The sequence below is a fragment of the Achromobacter sp. genome (assembly GCF_050285585.1).
In the GTDB taxonomy this organism is placed as follows: Bacteria; Pseudomonadota; Gammaproteobacteria; order Burkholderiales; family Burkholderiaceae_B; genus Achromobacter.
Genome location: NZ_JBLZXF010000025.1, coordinates 40,533 through 56,663 on the forward strand (window position 1 = coordinate 40,533; position 16,131 = coordinate 56,663).

16 protein-coding genes and 1 riboswitch are annotated in these 16,131 nt (G+C 68.6%); of the genes, 8 read left to right on the forward strand and 8 right to left on the reverse strand.

Translation table 11 applies throughout. From position 1 onward, the window contains the following. Positions 1-28 precede the first annotated feature (28 nt). The gene (locus tag ACN6PJ_RS24090; RefSeq protein WP_427998316.1) at positions 29-985 is read left to right on the forward strand and encodes a LysR substrate-binding domain-containing protein; all 957 of its coding nucleotides are present in this window, start codon (positions 29-31) and stop codon (positions 983-985) included. 34 nt (positions 986-1,019) lie between these two features. Here the strand turns inward: ACN6PJ_RS24090 and ACN6PJ_RS24095 are convergent, their stop codons facing one another. The 3 genes from ACN6PJ_RS24095 to ACN6PJ_RS24105 are packed head-to-tail and all read right to left on the reverse strand — an operon-like array spanning position 1,020 to position 3,583. Then, positions 1,020-1,808, reverse strand: a complete 789-nt coding sequence (locus ACN6PJ_RS24095; RefSeq protein ID WP_427998317.1) for an ABC transporter ATP-binding protein — start codon at positions 1,806-1,808, stop codon at positions 1,020-1,022. Then, positions 1,796-2,566: an ABC transporter permease gene (locus tag ACN6PJ_RS24100; protein ID WP_043545505.1), complete on the reverse strand. Its 771-nt coding sequence runs from the start codon at positions 2,564-2,566 to the stop codon at positions 1,796-1,798. Before ACN6PJ_RS24100 ends, ACN6PJ_RS24095 begins: the two co-directional genes overlap by 13 nt. An 18-nt stretch (positions 2,567-2,584) precedes the next feature. Continuing rightward, positions 2,585-3,583 (reverse strand): aliphatic sulfonate ABC transporter substrate-binding protein, encoded by a 999-nt coding sequence (locus ACN6PJ_RS24105; RefSeq protein WP_427998318.1) that lies wholly within the window; start codon positions 3,581-3,583, stop codon positions 2,585-2,587. Between the two features lie 204 nt (positions 3,584-3,787). Between ACN6PJ_RS24105 and ACN6PJ_RS24110 the strand changes: the two genes are divergently transcribed. From ACN6PJ_RS24110 to ACN6PJ_RS24125, 4 genes are all read left to right on the forward strand, one after another. After that, positions 3,788-4,975: an NAD(P)/FAD-dependent oxidoreductase gene (locus ACN6PJ_RS24110; RefSeq protein ID WP_427998319.1), complete on the forward strand. Its 1,188-nt coding sequence runs from the start codon at positions 3,788-3,790 to the stop codon at positions 4,973-4,975. Next, positions 4,959-5,585, forward strand: a complete 627-nt coding sequence (locus tag ACN6PJ_RS24115; RefSeq protein WP_427998320.1) for a HutD/Ves family protein — start codon at positions 4,959-4,961, stop codon at positions 5,583-5,585. The genes ACN6PJ_RS24110 and ACN6PJ_RS24115 overlap by 17 nt, the downstream gene beginning before the upstream one ends. Before the next feature lie 71 nt (positions 5,586-5,656). Further along, on the forward strand, positions 5,657-6,406 hold the full coding sequence (locus ACN6PJ_RS24120; protein WP_427998321.1) for an electron transfer flavoprotein subunit beta/FixA family protein: 750 nt from the start codon (positions 5,657-5,659) through the stop codon (positions 6,404-6,406). Then, on the forward strand, positions 6,406-7,338 hold the full coding sequence (locus ACN6PJ_RS24125; RefSeq protein ID WP_427998322.1) for an electron transfer flavoprotein subunit alpha/FixB family protein: 933 nt from the start codon (positions 6,406-6,408) through the stop codon (positions 7,336-7,338). Before ACN6PJ_RS24120 ends, ACN6PJ_RS24125 begins: the two co-directional genes overlap by 1 nt. A gap of 20 nt (positions 7,339-7,358) precedes the next feature. Here ACN6PJ_RS24125 and ACN6PJ_RS24130 read toward each other — a convergent pair whose 3' ends face one another. From ACN6PJ_RS24130 to ACN6PJ_RS24140, 3 genes are all read right to left on the reverse strand, one after another. After that, complete coding sequence (locus ACN6PJ_RS24130) at positions 7,359-8,372, reverse strand: LysR family transcriptional regulator (RefSeq protein ID WP_427998323.1); 1,014 nt, start codon at positions 8,370-8,372, stop codon at positions 7,359-7,361. A gap of 32 nt (positions 8,373-8,404) precedes the next feature. Continuing rightward, on the reverse strand, positions 8,405-9,208 hold the full coding sequence (gene hutG / locus ACN6PJ_RS24135) for an N-formylglutamate deformylase (RefSeq protein WP_427998324.1): 804 nt from the start codon (positions 9,206-9,208) through the stop codon (positions 8,405-8,407). A gap of 124 nt (positions 9,209-9,332) precedes the next feature. After that, positions 9,333-10,286 (reverse strand): LysR family transcriptional regulator, encoded by a 954-nt coding sequence (locus ACN6PJ_RS24140; protein ID WP_427998325.1) that lies wholly within the window; start codon positions 10,284-10,286, stop codon positions 9,333-9,335. A 105-nt stretch (positions 10,287-10,391) separates the two neighbouring features. On the opposite strand from ACN6PJ_RS24140, the gene ACN6PJ_RS24145 reads away from it, so the two are divergent. Both ACN6PJ_RS24145 and ACN6PJ_RS24150 read left to right on the forward strand, forming a co-directional pair. After that, positions 10,392-11,621, forward strand: coding sequence for an MFS transporter (locus tag ACN6PJ_RS24145; protein ID WP_427998326.1), 1,230 nt, complete (start codon positions 10,392-10,394; stop codon positions 11,619-11,621). A 94-nt stretch (positions 11,622-11,715) separates the two neighbouring features. Further along, positions 11,716-12,399: a MarC family NAAT transporter gene (locus ACN6PJ_RS24150; RefSeq protein WP_427998327.1), complete on the forward strand. Its 684-nt coding sequence runs from the start codon at positions 11,716-11,718 to the stop codon at positions 12,397-12,399. A gap of 33 nt (positions 12,400-12,432) precedes the next feature. Here ACN6PJ_RS24150 and ACN6PJ_RS24155 read toward each other — a convergent pair whose 3' ends face one another. Further along, positions 12,433-13,719 carry an LLM class flavin-dependent oxidoreductase gene (locus ACN6PJ_RS24155; RefSeq protein WP_427998328.1) on the reverse strand — a complete coding sequence of 429 codons (1,287 nt, stop codon included), beginning with the start codon at positions 13,717-13,719 and terminating at the stop codon, positions 12,433-12,435. 185 nt (positions 13,720-13,904) lie between these two features. Next, a riboswitch (TPP riboswitch) is annotated at positions 13,905-14,011 on the forward strand. Between the two features lie 105 nt (positions 14,012-14,116). On the opposite strand from ACN6PJ_RS24155, the gene ACN6PJ_RS24160 reads away from it, so the two are divergent. Continuing rightward, complete coding sequence (locus tag ACN6PJ_RS24160; protein ID WP_427998329.1) at positions 14,117-15,568, forward strand: sodium:solute symporter family protein; 1,452 nt, start codon at positions 14,117-14,119, stop codon at positions 15,566-15,568. 25 nt (positions 15,569-15,593) lie between these two features. Here ACN6PJ_RS24160 and ACN6PJ_RS24165 read toward each other — a convergent pair whose 3' ends face one another. Then, on the reverse strand, positions 15,594-16,022 hold the full coding sequence (locus ACN6PJ_RS24165) for a VOC family protein (RefSeq protein WP_427998330.1): 429 nt from the start codon (positions 16,020-16,022) through the stop codon (positions 15,594-15,596). Positions 16,023-16,131: the final 109 nt, after the last annotated feature.

Below are 16,131 nucleotides of genomic sequence, written 5' to 3' on the forward strand. Positions count from 1 at the left end.
CAATAAGAGGTTGAGATAAACTCAACCCATGCCCGATCTCCCCAACCGCACGCCGCCGCTGGCCGCGTTGCGCGCCTTCGAGGCCGTGGCCCGCCTGGGCAGCCTCAGCCGCGCCGCCGCCGAACTCAACGTAACCAAGAGCGCCGTCAGCCACCAGTTGCGGGCCCTGGAGGCCGATCTGGGCGTCACGCTGCTGCGCCGGGGCGGCACGGTGCGGCGCGCCGAAACCACCGGGGCGGGCGCCGATCTGCTGGCGTCGGTGCAACAGGCCTTGACCCTGCTGGAGGCCGCGTGCCGCAATGTGCGGGCGGCCGCCCGCGGCAAGCGGCGGTATACCCTGAACGTGTCGGCCAACCCGTCGCTGGCCTCCCTCTGGCTGGCGCCGCGCATCGGCCGGTTCATCGAGTTGCACCCCGACATCGACATCCGGGTGTACCTGCACGCCAGCCAGGATCCGGCCTGGAAGAGTCAGGACATCGACCTGGCCTTCCTGCACGTGCGCGCCATGGGCCCGCACAACGCCGAGCCCGGAGACATCCCGCTCATGACGGAGACGGTCGTGCCGGTATGCAGCCCGGCGCTGGTTCCAGAGGCCGACCGCGGCGATCCGCGCATCTTCACGCGCCACCGCTGGCTCGAGGAAAAGCACATCGACAGCCCCGAAACCGATTGGCGCACCTGGAGCCCCCGGCTGGGGCTGGCCGAATCCGACTGGCAGGAACCCATGGTGCTCAGCGGCCTGAGCACGGTCGCCGCGGCCGCCGCCGCCGGGGTGGGCATTGCGCTGGGGCGCGCGCCGCTGATCGACGAAGATCTGGCCAGCGGCCGGCTGGTGCCCCTGGTACCGCAGCTGCGCATGGCGGGCTCATGGGGCTACGTGATGCGCATTCAGCCCAACCGGCCGATGGACGCGTCCCTGCCTGCGCTGGTGGAGTTCCTGGCCGCGGAAGGCCGCAGCCCCGGCGCGTGGCAGAACCCGGCATGACCATTCCGTGGGTCCCTCGATGCCTGGAGAGGCCCTAGACGGTCAGCTCCATGCTGCGCGTGACTTCTTCCTGCACGCGCTCCCAGATGGCCCGCTTCAGTTCCACGAAACGGGGCGACAGCTGCACATCGGCGCTGCGTGGATGGGGCAGGTCGTTGTCGATGTCCTGCACGATGCGCCCGGGCTTGGAGCCCATGACGGCCATGCGGGTGGACAAGGTCAGCGCCTCGTCGATCGAGTGCGTGATGAAAACGATGGTCTTGCCGCTCTGTTCATAGATGGACAGCAACTGGTCCTGCAGCACCTGCCGGGTCATGGCGTCCAGGGCGGCGAAGGGTTCGTCGAACAGCATCACGTCCGGATCGTTGGCCAGCACGCGGGCGATCGACACGCGCTGCTTCATGCCGCCCGACAGCGCGTGCGGATACTTGTCCGCCGCCTGCTTCAGCCCCACCATCTCGATGTACTTGCGCGCGATGGGCGCGCGTTCCTGGCGCGACATGCCGCGCATCTTCAGGCCGAACTCCACGTTCTCCTGCACGGTGCGCCAGGGGAACAGCGCGTATTGCTGGAACACCATGCCGCAGGCGGCGGTCACGTCGGTCACGGGCCTGCCGTTGACGGCGATGCTGCCGCGGTCGGGCGCGATGAATCCGGCCATCAGGTTCAGCAAGGTGGACTTCCCGCAGCCGGAGGCGCCCAGCAGCACCAGGAATTCGCCGCGCCGGACCCGCAGGTCCACCTTGTCGAGCACCACGAGGCCGCCGTAGGACTTGGAAACGCCGTCGAGGCGGATCATCGTATCGTCGCTCATCGTTGCCATGACAGCACCCATCGTTCAAGTAGACGCAAACACAGATCGGTCACCAGCACGGTGAAGCTGATCAGGACCATGCCGAGCACCACGGTGTCGGTCTGGAAGAACTCCTTGCCGTTCATGATCATGAAGCCCAGGCCTTCCTTGGACGCCACCAGCTCGGCCGAGATGACGCAGGTCCAGGACAGGCCCAGGATGATCTTCATCCCGGACAGGATCTGCGGCAAACAACCGGGGAACAGCACTTCGCGCATTACCTGCCAGCGGTTGGCGCCCAGGTTGCGGGCGGCGCGCACGAGCACGGGATCGATGCTGCGGGTGGCCTCCATCACGTAGAGCAGGGCGGGCACGAAGGAGCCCATGAAGACGATGCTGTACTTCTGCGTCTCGGTGATGCCGAACCACAGCAGCGACAGCGGAATCCAGCTCATGGACGGCAGTGGCCGCAGGAAGGAGATGATGGGATCGAAAACGGCGCGGGCCACCTTGGAGGTGCCCAGCAGGATTCCCAGCGGAATGGCCACGGCGACCGCCGCCATGAAACCCACCATGACGCGTCGGGTCGAGGCCAGCACGTTGTAGAACAGCGTGCCCTGGTCCGACATGGACAGGGCGCGCGCCAGGACCTGGGACGGCGCGGGCAGGAATATCGGATCCACCGCGCCGGCGCGGCACAGGGCTTCCCAGCACAGCAGGAAACCCAGCAGCGATAGCGCGCTGACCCAGATCAGCCGCGTTTCCCGTGAAGATGAACGTATGGACATAGGCGGACGGTTCCGTGCTCAGAGGTACGAAACCTGGACCCAGTCCTTGACCGTGGGCGCGCGGTCGATCTGCTTGAGCGAAACCAGCATCTCCGCCAGCTGCTGCATGCCGCTGACGAAATTGCCCGGATCCACCATCAGCCCCTTCTGGTCGGCCGCGGAGTACCACTGCGTCTGCTTGATGACGGCCAGCTGGTCTTCTTTGGACAGGCCCGTCAGTTCCAGCAGCACGCCCGCGGCTTCCTCGGGCTGTCCGGTCAGCATGGCGTTGGCCTCGAACACGGCATGCAGAAACTTGCGCACCGCCTCGGGATCGTCCTTGCCCAGCTTGGCGCGCGTGAGCAGCACGTCGGGGCCGGGCGTGATCGCGTATTTCTTGTAGAGCGAGAAAGCCGTGTCGTCCAGCAGCACGCGCGTTCCCGGCACGGCCTTGATGCGGTCGAAGGCCGGGGTCCAGGCGACGGCCGCGTCGATCTGCTTGCCCTGGTAGGCCGACAGGATGTTGGTGGCGGGCAGGTTGATGATGGACACGTCCTTGTCCGGGTCCAGCCCGGCCTGGCGCAGCACGTCCAGCAGCAGCACGTGGGCGCTGGATGCGTAGGTGACGCCGATCTTCTTGCCTTTCAGGCCGGCGACGGACGTAACGTCCTCACGCACCAGCACCCCTTCGGCGCGGCCGAAATTGTTGGGGGTGGCGATGACCTGGAACTGGCGCGCGCCCGCCGCCATCAGGGCCAGCGACGACACCACGCCGGTGCCGGCCAGGTCGACGTTGCCCGCCATCACCGCGCTCATGCGGTCGGAAGAGGTGGCGAAGCTCTGCCATTTGATGTCCAGGCCCTGCTTGGCGAACAGGCCGGTCTTCATGGCGATGTAGGCCGAGTAGTGGCCCAGCCAGGCGGAGCCGCCGTAGGTGTACGACGGCGCCGCCGCGCGGCCGATCATGGGAAATCCGAGGACGCTTGCGCCCGCCAGTGCCGCGGTGCGCGCCAACATGGCGCGGCGGTTCATGTTCATAGTATTCCCCTACGTGAATGTAGATTGACTGATGGATGTCATGTCACCGGCGCTCTTTGGGCGCGGCAGACGTGACTTTCGCCTGTACATCGGCCGGCGGCGTGAATATAAGCAGCGGCGATGGTCAGATTTCGTCGGGCTTATATTGCGGCGGCTCCGGAAAGCCGGGTACACACTCGCGCCACCTGTCCTTGGAGCCTTGTCTTGAAAAGCTATGACGTGATCGTGATTGGTGCCGGCGTGATCGGCAGTTCCGTGGCCTTCCACCTTGCGGAGCTGGGTGCGAAGAACGTGCTGGTGCTGGATCGGGCGACGATCGGCGCGGGCACCACATCGCAGTCCTCCGGCATCCTGCGCACCCATTACTCGGTGCGCGAGAACGTGGAACTGGCCCAGCGCTCCTGGAGCGTTTTCAACGATTTCGCCAACTATGTGGGCGACGAAGAGGCCTCGTGCGGCCTGGTCAAGTGCGGCTATCTCATCAGCGCGGCGGACGACGGCAAGCTGGAGCCGCTGCGCAGCGCCCTGGCGCAGCAGGCGCAGCAAGGCATCGCGCTGGAAATGTTGAGCCCTGCCCAGGCGCGGGAACTGCTGCCCATCGCTTCGTTCGACGATGCCGCGCTGATCGGCTTCGAGCCCGAGGCGGGCTTCGCCGACGCCTACCTCGTGGCCACCAGCTTCGCGCGCGGCGCGCGCCGTCGCGGCGTCGCCATCCGCGAGAACGTCGGCGTGCGGGGCCTGCTGGTCGAGAATGGCAGGGTAGTGGGAGTGTCCACCTCCGAAGGGGACTACGCCAGCCCGCTCGTCATCAGCACGCAGAACATCTGGACCTCGGAACTGGCGGCCTGGACGGGCGTGCCCATGCCCGTCGTGCCGGAGCGCCATGCCGTGCTGGCGCTGGAATGCGAGCAGGCGCCCTATACCTATTCCATGCCGGTCTACAAAGACCTGGCGTCGCCGGGAATGCTGTACTGCCGCAGCTATGGCGGCAACCAGATGCTGGTGAGCGAGGGCGTCGTCGGCGAAAAGCTGCAGCAAAGCGATACCGAGCAGGGAGACATCCCGCTGGACTACGTCGCCGAAGTCGGGGCGCAGGTGGCGGAGCGCTTCCCGGCGTACGAGACGGCGGGGCTGGCATCTTCCTGGACAGGCGTCTACGACGTCACGCCCGATTGGAATCCGGTGCTGGGCCGCGTCGCAGGCATGGCGGGCCTGATCGTGGGATTCGGATTCTCGGGCCACGGCTTCAAGCTGTCGCCCACCGTGGGCCGGGTGCTGGCGCAGGAAGCGCTGGGCCTGGCCACCGATGTGTCGCTCGCGCCCTACGGGATCGGCCGCTTCCAGAGCGGCTCCCTGCTTACCGGGAAGTACGGTCTTGGCGCGGTGTCCTGAGGTGGCGCCCGCGGGGCCCGTCAACTGGCTTGCGTTGCCGCCGGAGCCCTGGAAGAACGGCGGGGGCTCGACTCGGACGCTGGCCGCGGACGGCGCCGGGCGCTGGCGCGCGAGCATCGCCGACGTCGATCGCGATGGCCCGTATTCCTGCTTTCCCGGCTATGACCGCGTGTCGGTCGTGCTGTCGGGGCAAGGCGTGGAATTGCGCGGCGCTGGCGCGCGGGTCGTGCTGCCGCCCGGGGTGCCCGTCGGCTTCGCGGGCGACGCGGCCTTCCAGTCCCGCCTGCTGGGCGGGCCGGTGCGTGTGTTGAACCTGTTCGTGCTGCGCGGAGCGGCCTCGGCGCGGGTGCATGCCGTCGGCGCGCCGGCCGCCACGCTGTCGGCCGGCGAACCGGGAGGCCCGGCGCGGACGATCCGGCTGGTGCTTGCGCTGCGCCCGGGCAGCCTGGGCGGAGGCGGGCCCGGCGCGCCGCTGGCGGCGGGGGAGTTCGTCGCGACGGCGGCCTCCGGCGATGCCGGCGCGGCGTTCGTGCCCGAGTCCGGCCCGGCGGCGGGCGGCCTTGCCGCCGTGGTGCTGGATATCGGCGTCGCGGCGCCGGCCTGTCCCTGAAACCGTTTGCGCCGCGCGCCGGCTCCGGCGGCCCCGCGGGCGCATGTGACTCTTTTCTCCTGGAGGTTTTCATGAAGGTAATTGCCGCGGTCAAGCGCGTGGTTGACCACAACGTCAACGTGCGCGTCAAGGCCGATCAGAGCGGCGTCGACATCGGCAACGTGAAGATGTCGATGAACCCGTTCGATGAAATCGCAGTCGAAGCCGCCGTGCGTCTGAAAGAGCAGGGCGCGGCAAGCGAGGTCGTCGCCGTTTCCTGCGGCACGGCGCAATCGCAGGAAACGCTGCGCACCGCGCTGGCGATCGGCGCGGACCGGGGCCTGCTGGTCCAGACCGACGCCGCGCTGCGGCCGCTGGCCGTGGCCAAGCTGCTGTGCGCCGTCGTGCGCAAGGAGCGGCCCGCCCTGGTGATCCTGGGCAAGCAGGCGATCGACGACGATGCCTGCCAGACCGGCCAGATGCTTGCGGCGCTGCTGGGCTGGCCCCAGGCCACGAACGCGAGCGGCATCCGGATCGAGGGCGGCACGGCCCGCGTCACGCGCGAGGTGGATGGCGGGCTGGAGGTGCTGGACCTGACGCTGCCGGCCGTGATCACGGCCGACCTGCGGCTGAACGAACCGCGCTACGTGACGCTGCCCAACATCATGAAGGCCAAGAAGAAGCCGCTGGATGCCGAGACGCCGGAAAGCCTGGGCGTGGACCCCGTGTCCCGCCTGGAGACACTGCGCGTAGAGGCGCCGGCGCCGCGCGCGCCTGGCATCAAGGTGGCCGACGTGGCCGCGCTGCTCGATAAACTCAAGAACGAAGCGAAGGTGATCTGATGACGGTACTCGTTATTGCCGAACACGACGGGCGCGCGCTGAGCGGCGCCACGCTAAGCGCGATTGCGGCCGCCGGCGCGCTGGACATGCCGGTGCACGTGCTGGTGGCGGGCGCGGACGCGCGACCGGTGGCCGAGGCGGCCGCCCGCGTCGGCGGGGTGGCCAAGGTGCTGCTGGCCCAAGCCGGGCATCTGGCCGACGGGATTGCGGAAAGCCTGGCGGCCCAGGCCGTGGCGATGGCAGGCAGCTATTCCCATCTGTTCATGGCGGCCTCGGCGCAGGGCAAGAGCGTCGCCCCGCGTGTCGCCGCGTTGCTGGACGTCGCGCAGATTTCCGATGTGATCCAGGTGCTTGCCCCCGACACGTTCAAGCGCCCCATCTACGCCGGCAACGCGATCGAAACCGTGCGCAGCGGCTATCCGGTGGTGGTGGCGACGATCCGCCCCACGGCCTTCGATCCCGCGCCGGCCGAAGGCGGCAATGCCGGGATCGAGAAGGTCGAAGCAGCGCCTTGCGACAGCCGGGCGCGTTTCGTCAGCCGTGAGATCGCCGTGTCCGAGCGGCCCGACCTGGGCAGCGCGCGCGCGGTGGTTTCGGGCGGGCGCGGGCTGGGCAGCGCAGAGAACTTCAAGCTGCTGGATCTTCTGGCGGAAAGGCTGGGCGCGGCCCTGGGCGCTTCGCGGGCGGCGGTCGACGCCGGCTATGCGCCCAACGATTGGCAGGTGGGCCAGACCGGCAAGATCGTTGCGCCGGCGCTGTACGTGGCCGTCGGGATCTCGGGAGCCATCCAGCATCTGGCGGGCATGAAGGACTCCAAGACCATCGTCGCCATCAACAAGGACGCAGACGCGCCTATCTTCGGCGTGGCGGATTACGGGCTGGTCGGAGACTTGTTCGATGCCGTGCCGGCCCTGACGGCGGCCCTGGCTTGAAGCCTTGAAGCGGGGGAGGGTCAGCGCCGCGCGCTGCGCCACAGCGTGGCGGGCGGCAGCCCCAGCGCCGGGGCGATGTCCTTATGGATCAGGCGTTCCATCGCCATCAGGATCACGTCCCGGGCCTCGGTCGGCAGCTTGCCGACCTCCTGCTGGCGCGCGGCCAGGTAGAGCGTGCGCGACAGGTTTGCGCCGTCGCCGCGCGCGGGGCCCAGGTAAGGCGCCAGCGGCAGCACCCGCAGCTGGTCCACGAAATGGCGCGACTGCCAGATGCATAGCGGCGTGCTGATCGCAAAGCCCAGCCCCGCGGTGACCAGGCTGAGCAGCGGATCGGTATTGTCGAACTCGAAGGTGCGTTCGATCATGACGCCGTGCGCCTCGATCAGGCGATCGATCTCGGCGCCGATGAAGGAGCGGGCGCTGTAGCGGATGAATTGCGTCCGCCTGCCCAGTTCCTTCAGGGATTCGATCTTCTCCATGTCCATCGTGCGCGGCACGATCAGCAGGTAGGGCTCGCTGAACAGGCTGTATTTGCGGATCTGGGGTTTTCCGGCCGAGGCGCTGGTGGTCACGACCAGATCCAGCTGGCGGTCTTCGAGCTGCTTGTCCAGCACCGGCGTGATGCCCGACCACAGCCGGATCTGGCGCGATGCGCCGGACAGGCCGTGGATCAGCGTGGGGCCCAGCGTGCCCGCGAACGAATCCACGCACCCGAAACGGACGATATTGCGCTTGGCCCGGCTGAGGTTGCGCACGCTTTCCGTCATATCGCCGGCCTGCGCCAGCAGGCGGGCGGCATGGTCGAACAGCAGCTCGCCGGCGGGCGTGGGCCGCGCGGGCCGGGTGCTGCGGTCCAGCAGCACGGTGGACATCGCGGTTTCCAGTTGCTTGACGCGTTGCGATACCGCGGCCTGCGACAGATCCAGCAGGCGGGCCGCGCCGGATACGGACGCGGATTCCACCACCGCCACCCAGGTCAGCAGCAGGTTCCACTCCGGATAGTTTTCCGTGGTGTTGAACGTGAACCGGTTCATTGCCTGGGGCCGCGGGGCAAGGGGCGGAAATGTCAGCGCTGGCGCGCGCGGGTCTGCCGCAGGGCGGCTTGCACCAGGCCTTCCACGACGGGGATCACCTTCTCCGCCAGATCCGCGCGATAGCCGTAGGGGTGCGTTTCGTCCATGTAGGTGGATTGGCACATTTCCAGCTGGATGGCATGCACGTTGTCGGCCGGCGCGCCATAGTGGCGCGTAATGTAGCCGCCCTTGAAGCGGCCGTTGACGGCCCAGGTATAGCCGGAACAGCCGCGCAGGCCGTCTTCGACTTGCGCGAGGATATCGGGCGCGCAGGCGGCGCCGTCGGAGGTGCCGATGTTCAGGTCGGGCAGCTTGCCTTCGAACAGGCGCGGCAGCACGCTGGCGATGGAATGGGCTTCCCACAACAGCACCGTGCCGTGCTCGGCCTTGATGCGGTCCAGTTCCTCGCGCAGCTTGGCGTGGTAGGGCTGCCAATAGGCCTGCAGCCGGTGGGCCCGCTCGGCGTCGGTCAGGACGGCGTCGTTCAGGTAGAGGGCCTCGCCGCGGAATGTCTGGGTCGGGCACAGGCCGGTCTTGGTCTGGCCGGGGTACAGGCTTTCATCGTTGGGCGGACGGTTCAGGTCCACGACGTAGCGCGAATAGCGCGCGCCGAGGATCGAGGCGCCCATGGCTTCGGCGAAGCGGTACAGCGTGTCCAGGTGCCAATCGGTGTCGCCGGATTGCAGGCCCAGGGGCGTCATCTGCGCGCGCTGCGTATCGGGGATCAGGCTGCCCAGGTGGGGGATGGAAACCAGCAGCGGCGCGGTGCCGCGGCTGAATTGGTAAATATCGCTCAAGAAAGACTCCGGGGGAAAAGGCGGGACGCCGCGGGCGGCAGCGGGGATATGCTAGGCAGCGTCCTTGGGTATCCGGTATTGCATAACGATGCACAATATTCAATATCATAAAGGACGATGCAAATCAGCGCGGCCGCGGCGCCGCGCCGGCATCCCAGGGCGGGCCCGCGCCCCAGGCCTGCGCCACGCGGTCGAGCAGGACGCGCACCTTGGGCGCAAGGTGGCGGCGGTGCGGATACACGGCGCAGACCGGGGCGCCGGCGGGCGCGACGGATTCGAGCACTGCCTGCAGCCGTCCGGCGCGCAGGTCCGCGCCCACCAGGAAGGCCCCCAACTGCACGATGCCTTCGCCCGCCAGCGCGGCGTCGCGCAAGGCTTCGGTGTTGCCCATCCGCAGGCGTCCGCCCACCTGCGCCAGGCGTTCCTGCCCATTGATCGAATAGCGCCAGGGCACCAGCGCTCCGGCATGGGTGAAGGCCATGGTCTGGTGGCGGGCCAGGTCGTCCGGCGCGGCGGGAACGCCATGCCGCTCGAGATAGCCGGGCGAGGCGCAGGTGATCAACCGGTGCGGCGCGAGCACGCGCCGCACCAGCCGGCTGTCCGTGTCGCCGCCGATCCGGATGGCGACGTCCACGCCATCGCGCACCAGGTCGGTGTAGTCGTCCGAAAAACTGACGTCCGCCTCCACGTCGGGCCACTCGCGCAGATAGCCGCGCAGCAGCGGCATGATGTGCAGCCGGCCCAGGGACACGGGCATGTCGATGCGCAGCCGTCCCCGTGGCGCCTGCTTGCGGCTGTCCATCGCGTCGGCCGCGGCCTCCACCTCGGCCAGGATGCGTCGCGCGTGCTCATGGAAGACACGGCCTTCGTCGCTGAGGCTGACGCTGCGGGTGCTGCGGTGGAGCAGCCTCGCGCCCAGGCCGTGTTCCAGGCGGGCGATGCATTTGCCGATGGCGGAACGGGACAGGCCCAGCTTTTCGGCGGCCGCGGTAAAGCTCTGCGCGTCCGCCACCCGCACAAAGGCAAGCAGGTCCCCAATGTGATCCAGGCGGGCCTCGGGCAAGGATGGATTAGGCACGATTCGTCCCGTATGTTTCTCGAAATTCCTACTTTATCAGCCGATTGGAAACAGTAGAGTGCATAAGGGTCGGCCCGTAACGGGCCTTTCACGGAATCCCTCGTCATGACCCGCGGCATCTCCCGGCAGAACAGCGCCATTCCCGGCCCCCAACTTTCCGACTCGAAGCCGCGCCTGGAGGCGCGGCGCCCGTGGCTGGCCGTCACGGCCGTGGGCATGGCCACGTTCTGCGTCGTCACGACCGAAATGCTGCCGGTGGGGCTGTTCGTGCCGATCACCGCCGCGCTGGAGGTGTCGGTGGGCATGGGCGGCTTCATGCTGTTCGTGCCGGCGATCCTGGCGGCGCTGTTGGCGCCGTTGGTCGTCCTGGGCGCGAAGGGCGCGGACCGGCGCGCCATTCTTTGCGGCCTGCTGGCGCTGCTGGCGGGCGCCAATGCCGCCAGCGCCCTGGCGCCGAGCATGCCGTGGTTCCTGGCCGCGCGGATGCTGGTGGGGTTCTGCATCGGCGGCGTGTGGGCGATCGCGGGCGGCCTGGCGGCCAGGCTGGTCGCGCCCGGCGCGGTCGGGCTGGCCACTTCCATCATTTTCGGCGGAGTGGCGGTGGCGTCGGTGCTGGGCGTGCCGCTGGGGGCGTTCATCGGCGGGCTGGCGGGGTGGCGCGCGGCGTTCGGCGCCATGGCGGCCTTGTGTTTCGGCGTGCTGCTCCTGAACGCCCTGAGCCTGCCGCCACTGCCCGCCGCGCGCACGCTGCGCGCGGGGCAGATGCTGTCTCAGCTGGGCAATCCCGCCCTGCGGCAGGGCCTGCTGATCACGCTGTGCCTGGTCGCGGGCCATTTCATGGCCTATACCTACGTCCGGCCGCTGCTGCAGTCCCTCGCGGGATTCGGACAGGGCTGGATCGGGCCGCTGCTTTTCGCCTACGGCGCGGCGGGCGTGGCCGGCAACTTCCTGGGCGGAGCGGCCGCCGCCAGGAGCCCGGCCGCGACGCTGCGGGCCATCGCGGCCGGGCTCCTGCTGACCCTGTTGTGTTTCAGCGTGTCGGGCCAGTTCCGCCCGGCAGCCGGGGCCTTGCTGCTTGCCTGGGGGCTGGCCTACGGCGCGGTTTCGGTATCGCTGCAGACGTGGATGATGAAGGCCGCGCCCGACGCGGTCGAAGCGGCCACCTCGCTTTTCGTGGCGGTGTTCAACCTGGGGATCGCCGCCGGTTCCCTGCTCGGGGTGCCCAGCGTGGACGCCCTGGGGCTGCGGGCCAACCTGTGGCTCGCAGCGGCGCTCATGCTGGCGCCGATGGCGATGCTGGCGCGGGCGGGACGCGTGCCTCCCGGTTCGCGGTAGGCCGGGGCGGTCCAACGGACGCGCATTACACTATCGGACATTTGTTGCGCGGCCGCAGGCCATGGCGCTGCGCATTCTGCATAAGGCGGCCTACATGACCGATGACCTGGTTCAATTGGGCAAGCTGGTGAGTTTGGGGCTTGCCCTGATGCTGCCGCTGGCCAACCCGCTGACTTCCATGACGCTGCTGCTGTCCCTGGGCCAGCACATTCCCTACAAGGAACGCGAACGCCAGGTGACGCAGGCGGCGTTCTACGTGGTCGGCATCATGGTCGTGACCTATTACGCCGGCGCCTGGATCATGCACACCTTCGGTATCTCGATCCCGGGGCTGCGCATCGCGGGCGGCCTGATCGTGGCCAGCATCGGGTTCAGCATGGTGTTCCCCTCGGGCGACGCAAGCGCCTCGGAGGCCGACGTCGCCGACGCGCAGGCCAACCGGCAGGTGCCCAATATCGCCTTCGTGCCGCTGGCCCTGCCAGGGACCGCGGGTCCGGGCACCATCGCCATGATCATCAGCGGGGCGGCGTCGGTCGATTCGACCGTGACGCACGACTACGTGCCGTGGGTGGTGGCCGTGACGCCCGTCATCGTGTTTTCCCTGCTGGGCCTGCTGTTCTGGGTCTGCCTGCGCTCGGCCGGGCGCATCGTCGCGGTGATCGGCCAGGGCGGGGTGGAGGCCATCTCTCGCATCATGGGCTTTCTGCTGGTGTGCATGGCGGTCCAGTTCGTCATCAACGGCGTGCTGGAAATCGTGCACCAATACGGCGGGGGCTAACCGCGCCCCGCGCCCTTTGGAGACGCCCCGCCTTCAGCGCCGGGGCACTTCCAGGCCCAGGTGGCCGCGCAGGGTCGCGTGTTCGTATTCCTTGCGGAACAGTCCCCGGCGCTGTAGCACGGGAATCACGTGCTCGACGAAGTCCTCGATGCCGCCGGGCAGCGAGGGCGGCATCAGGTTGAAGCCGTCGGCGCCTTCGTTGCGGTACCAGTGCTCCATTCGGTCGGCGATCTGCTCCGGCGTGCCCACCATCGTGCAGTGGCCACCGCCGGCAGCCAGCCGTCCCAGCAATTGGCGGACCGTGGGCCGTTCGGTCTCGATGATGCGCAGGATGGTGGCGTAGCGGCCCTTCGGCCCCTGGAATTCCGACAGGGGAGGCAGGGGCGGCACGGGCGCGTCCAGCTCCCACGCCGAGCAGTCCTGCAGCACGAACATGCCCAGCTGGCGCAGCGACGCGTCGGCGGGCAGCAGCTCGTCCAGCTCGCGCTGCTTGGCCCGCGCCTCGGCTTCGGTGGAACCCACGTACGTCACCAGGCCCGGCATGATCGGCACGAAGGCCTTGCGGCCGGCGGCCAGCACCCGCTGCTTGATGTCGCGGTAATAGGCCTGCGCGGCGGGGAGGTCGTACGCGACCGCGTAGATGGCCTCGGCGCGCCGCGCGGCCAGGTCGCGGCCCTGGTCCGACGCGCCGGCCTGGAACAGCACCGGATGGCCCTGGGGCGGGCGCGGTACCGTCAGCGGCCCGTCGACCAGGAAGTGCTCGCCATGGTGGTCGATCTTGCGCACGCGGTCGGGCACGCCATAGAAGCCGCCGCGGTCGATCGCCAGGGCGTCCTCGCCCCAGGAGTCGAACAGCCGCAACGCAACGTCCACGAACTCTTCCGCCCGCGCATAGCGCCAGTCGTGCCCGGGCATGGATGCATAGCCGTGGTTGCGCGCTTCCGCGTCGAACATGGACGTCACGACGTTCCAGCCCATGCGCCCGCCGGAAATGTGATCCAGCGAGGCGACCATGCGGGCCGCGTGGAAGGGCGTGAAGAAAGTGCTGGATACGGTGCTGATCAGGCCGATGCGGCTGGTGGCGCGCGCCAGCGCGGCCATCGTCGTCAGCGGTTCCAGATACCAGCGCGGCCCGTCGCCGATGTTGTCTACCGATTGGCCGTCGGCGAAGAAGATGGCGTCGAGCTTGCCCCGTTCCGCGCTGCGGGCGAGTTCCTCGTAGTAGGCGATGTCGCCCAGGCGCTCGATGGGAGAGTCCGGATGGCGCCAGGCGGCGCGGTGGTGGCCGCAAGCGAAGATGAACAGATTGAGATGCAACATGGCGGTCGGTTCCCGGTAAGGCCGCAGGCGAGGGGGCGATGGACAGGGGCGGGCCCGGCCGCGCGGCCGGCGGACGCGCGTAGGGGGCCGCAAGCGGGCGAACTTAGCACAAATGGCCCGGGCCGGCGCCGGCTGCCGCCCTGCGCAAAGGCGTTGACATTGCCGCGCCGCTCTCCTAATCTTGCGGCAATTCCTGGGGGAGCCCTTTACGGGCTGAGATTCCGCGCCGCCGCGGTAACCCTTTGAACCTGATCCGGGTAATGCCGGCGAAGGGAAGGACATCGCAAGACTCGCGCGCCCTCCCTGAACTTACATCCATTTTGCGGCCCCCCTTGGTCGGGCGGGGCCGCCGCGTTGCGCATCCGGCCGCAGGCCGGCCGCGGGAGGACCGATTTCCATGCTGACCCAACCCGTCGCCCTGATGTGGCTGCTGCTGTTCTCGGGCGGCTTCGCCGTGGCGAGCGTCCTGTACACCCGGCGCAAGCGGGGCACGCTGGAAGACTATATCGTGGCCCGCAACAGCCAGGGGCCGGTCGGCACGATCCTGACCCTGATGGCGTCCACGCTGGGGGCGTGGATCCTGTTTTCGCCCGCCCAGGCGGCCACCTGGGGCGGCCTGGCTGCGGTGATCGGCTACGCGCTGGGGTCGATGTCGCCCCGGCTCGTCATGATTCCGCTGGGACGCCGCATGCGCGAACTGATCCCGCACGGGCACACCCTGACCGAGTTCCTGATGGCCCGCTACGGCCGCCCCATGTACGGCCTGGCGCTGTTCATCATGCTGTTCTACCTCTTCATCGCGCTGTCGGCCGAAGTCACCGCGATCGCCAAGCTGGTCACCATGCTGGCGCCCGTGCCGCTGTGGGCGACGGCCGCCATCGTGATGGGCACCACCTTGCTCTACACCACCTATGGCGGCCTGCGTTCGTCGATCTTCACGGACCAGGTGCAGATGATGGTGATCGTGCCCTTGCTGGTGGTGCTGTGCGTGGTCGGCTGGCAGGCGGCCGGCGGCGCGCTGCCGACCATCGAGGCGTTGCAGGCCAAGGCGCCCCAGCTGCTGGACCTGACCGATCCGGTGGGCGTGAAGGCGGGGCTGACGTTCTTCGTGGCCATCCTGCTGACCGGCATCTTCCACCAGGGCAACTGGCAGCGCATCTATGCCGCGCGCGACGCGCGCTCCATGCGCAACGGCTTCCTGCTGGGCGGCGTGCTGGTGGCGCCGTTCATTTTCCTGATGGGCCTGTTCGGCCTGGCCTTCGTGGGGCTGGCGCCGCATGGCGACAGTTCCATCGCGCTTTTCAGCGTCATCATGCCGCACGCGCCCGCCTGGTTCGTGATCGCCCTGATTCCGCTGGGCCTGTCGCTCGTGATGAGCACCGCGGACACGGCGATCAGCGCCGTCTCCAGCATCATCGCGGTGGACCTGCGGCGCCTGATGCCCAACGCCGGGCCCATGACCATGAAGCGCCTGGCGCGCTGGCTGGTGTTGCTGATGGCCGTCCCGGTCATGATCGTGGCCTCGCAGGGATACAGCGTGCTGTACCTGTTCCTGCTGGCCGATTTGCTGTGTTCCGCGGCGGCTTTCCCCGTGTTCTACGGCCTGTTCAGCCGCCGGCACGACGGGCTGACGGCGACCGTCGCGACCATCAGCGGCCTGGCCGCCGGCCTGTTCTACTTTCCGGCGCCGGGCGACAAGCCGGCCTATCTGCTGGAGTCCTTCCTGCTGGCCGCGCTGGTGCCGGTGGTGACGACGGTGCTGATGCGCTGCCTGCCGCGCGGCCGCAAGGATTTCGACTTCTCGACCTTGAGCGCCGCGGTGCGCAGACTGGACCAGGACGCGGCCTGATCCCGCGCGCCGCCCGCGCCGCGGCTCAACGCGAAATCCGCACCGAATCCGCGCTCCGGACGGATTCGCCGTGGAACACGGCTCCGATGTTGTTGCCGTCCGGATCCAGCACGAATGCGGCGTAGTCGCCAGGGTGGCAGGAACGTTCGCCGGGCGCGCCGTTGTCCCGGCCGCCATGCGCCATCGCGGCCCGGTGGAAGGCGTCCACCATCGCCCGGTCGCGGGCCTGGAACGCCAGGTGGTGGCGTCCGGTCAACTGGCCTTCCACGTCGTTGCTGTCGGAGGAGCCGATGAACAGTTCGTCCGCCCAGAAGTTGTGTTCGTCCGAGCCGCCCACGGGAATCTCCAGGGCCTCGAAGACGGCGCCGTAGAACGCCTTGCTGGCGGCAAGGTCGCGGACGACGAGGCCTATGTGATCGATCAAACGCCCGCGATGCCGTGTTCCTGTCGCCATGTGTCGCTCTCGGTTGAGGGTGCCGGAGCAGGGAATTTACATCGACTCCCCGGCGCATGCCTCGAAAGCGCGGGTATTCCCGTTCGCCGACGCGTAACCAACGCTCCCT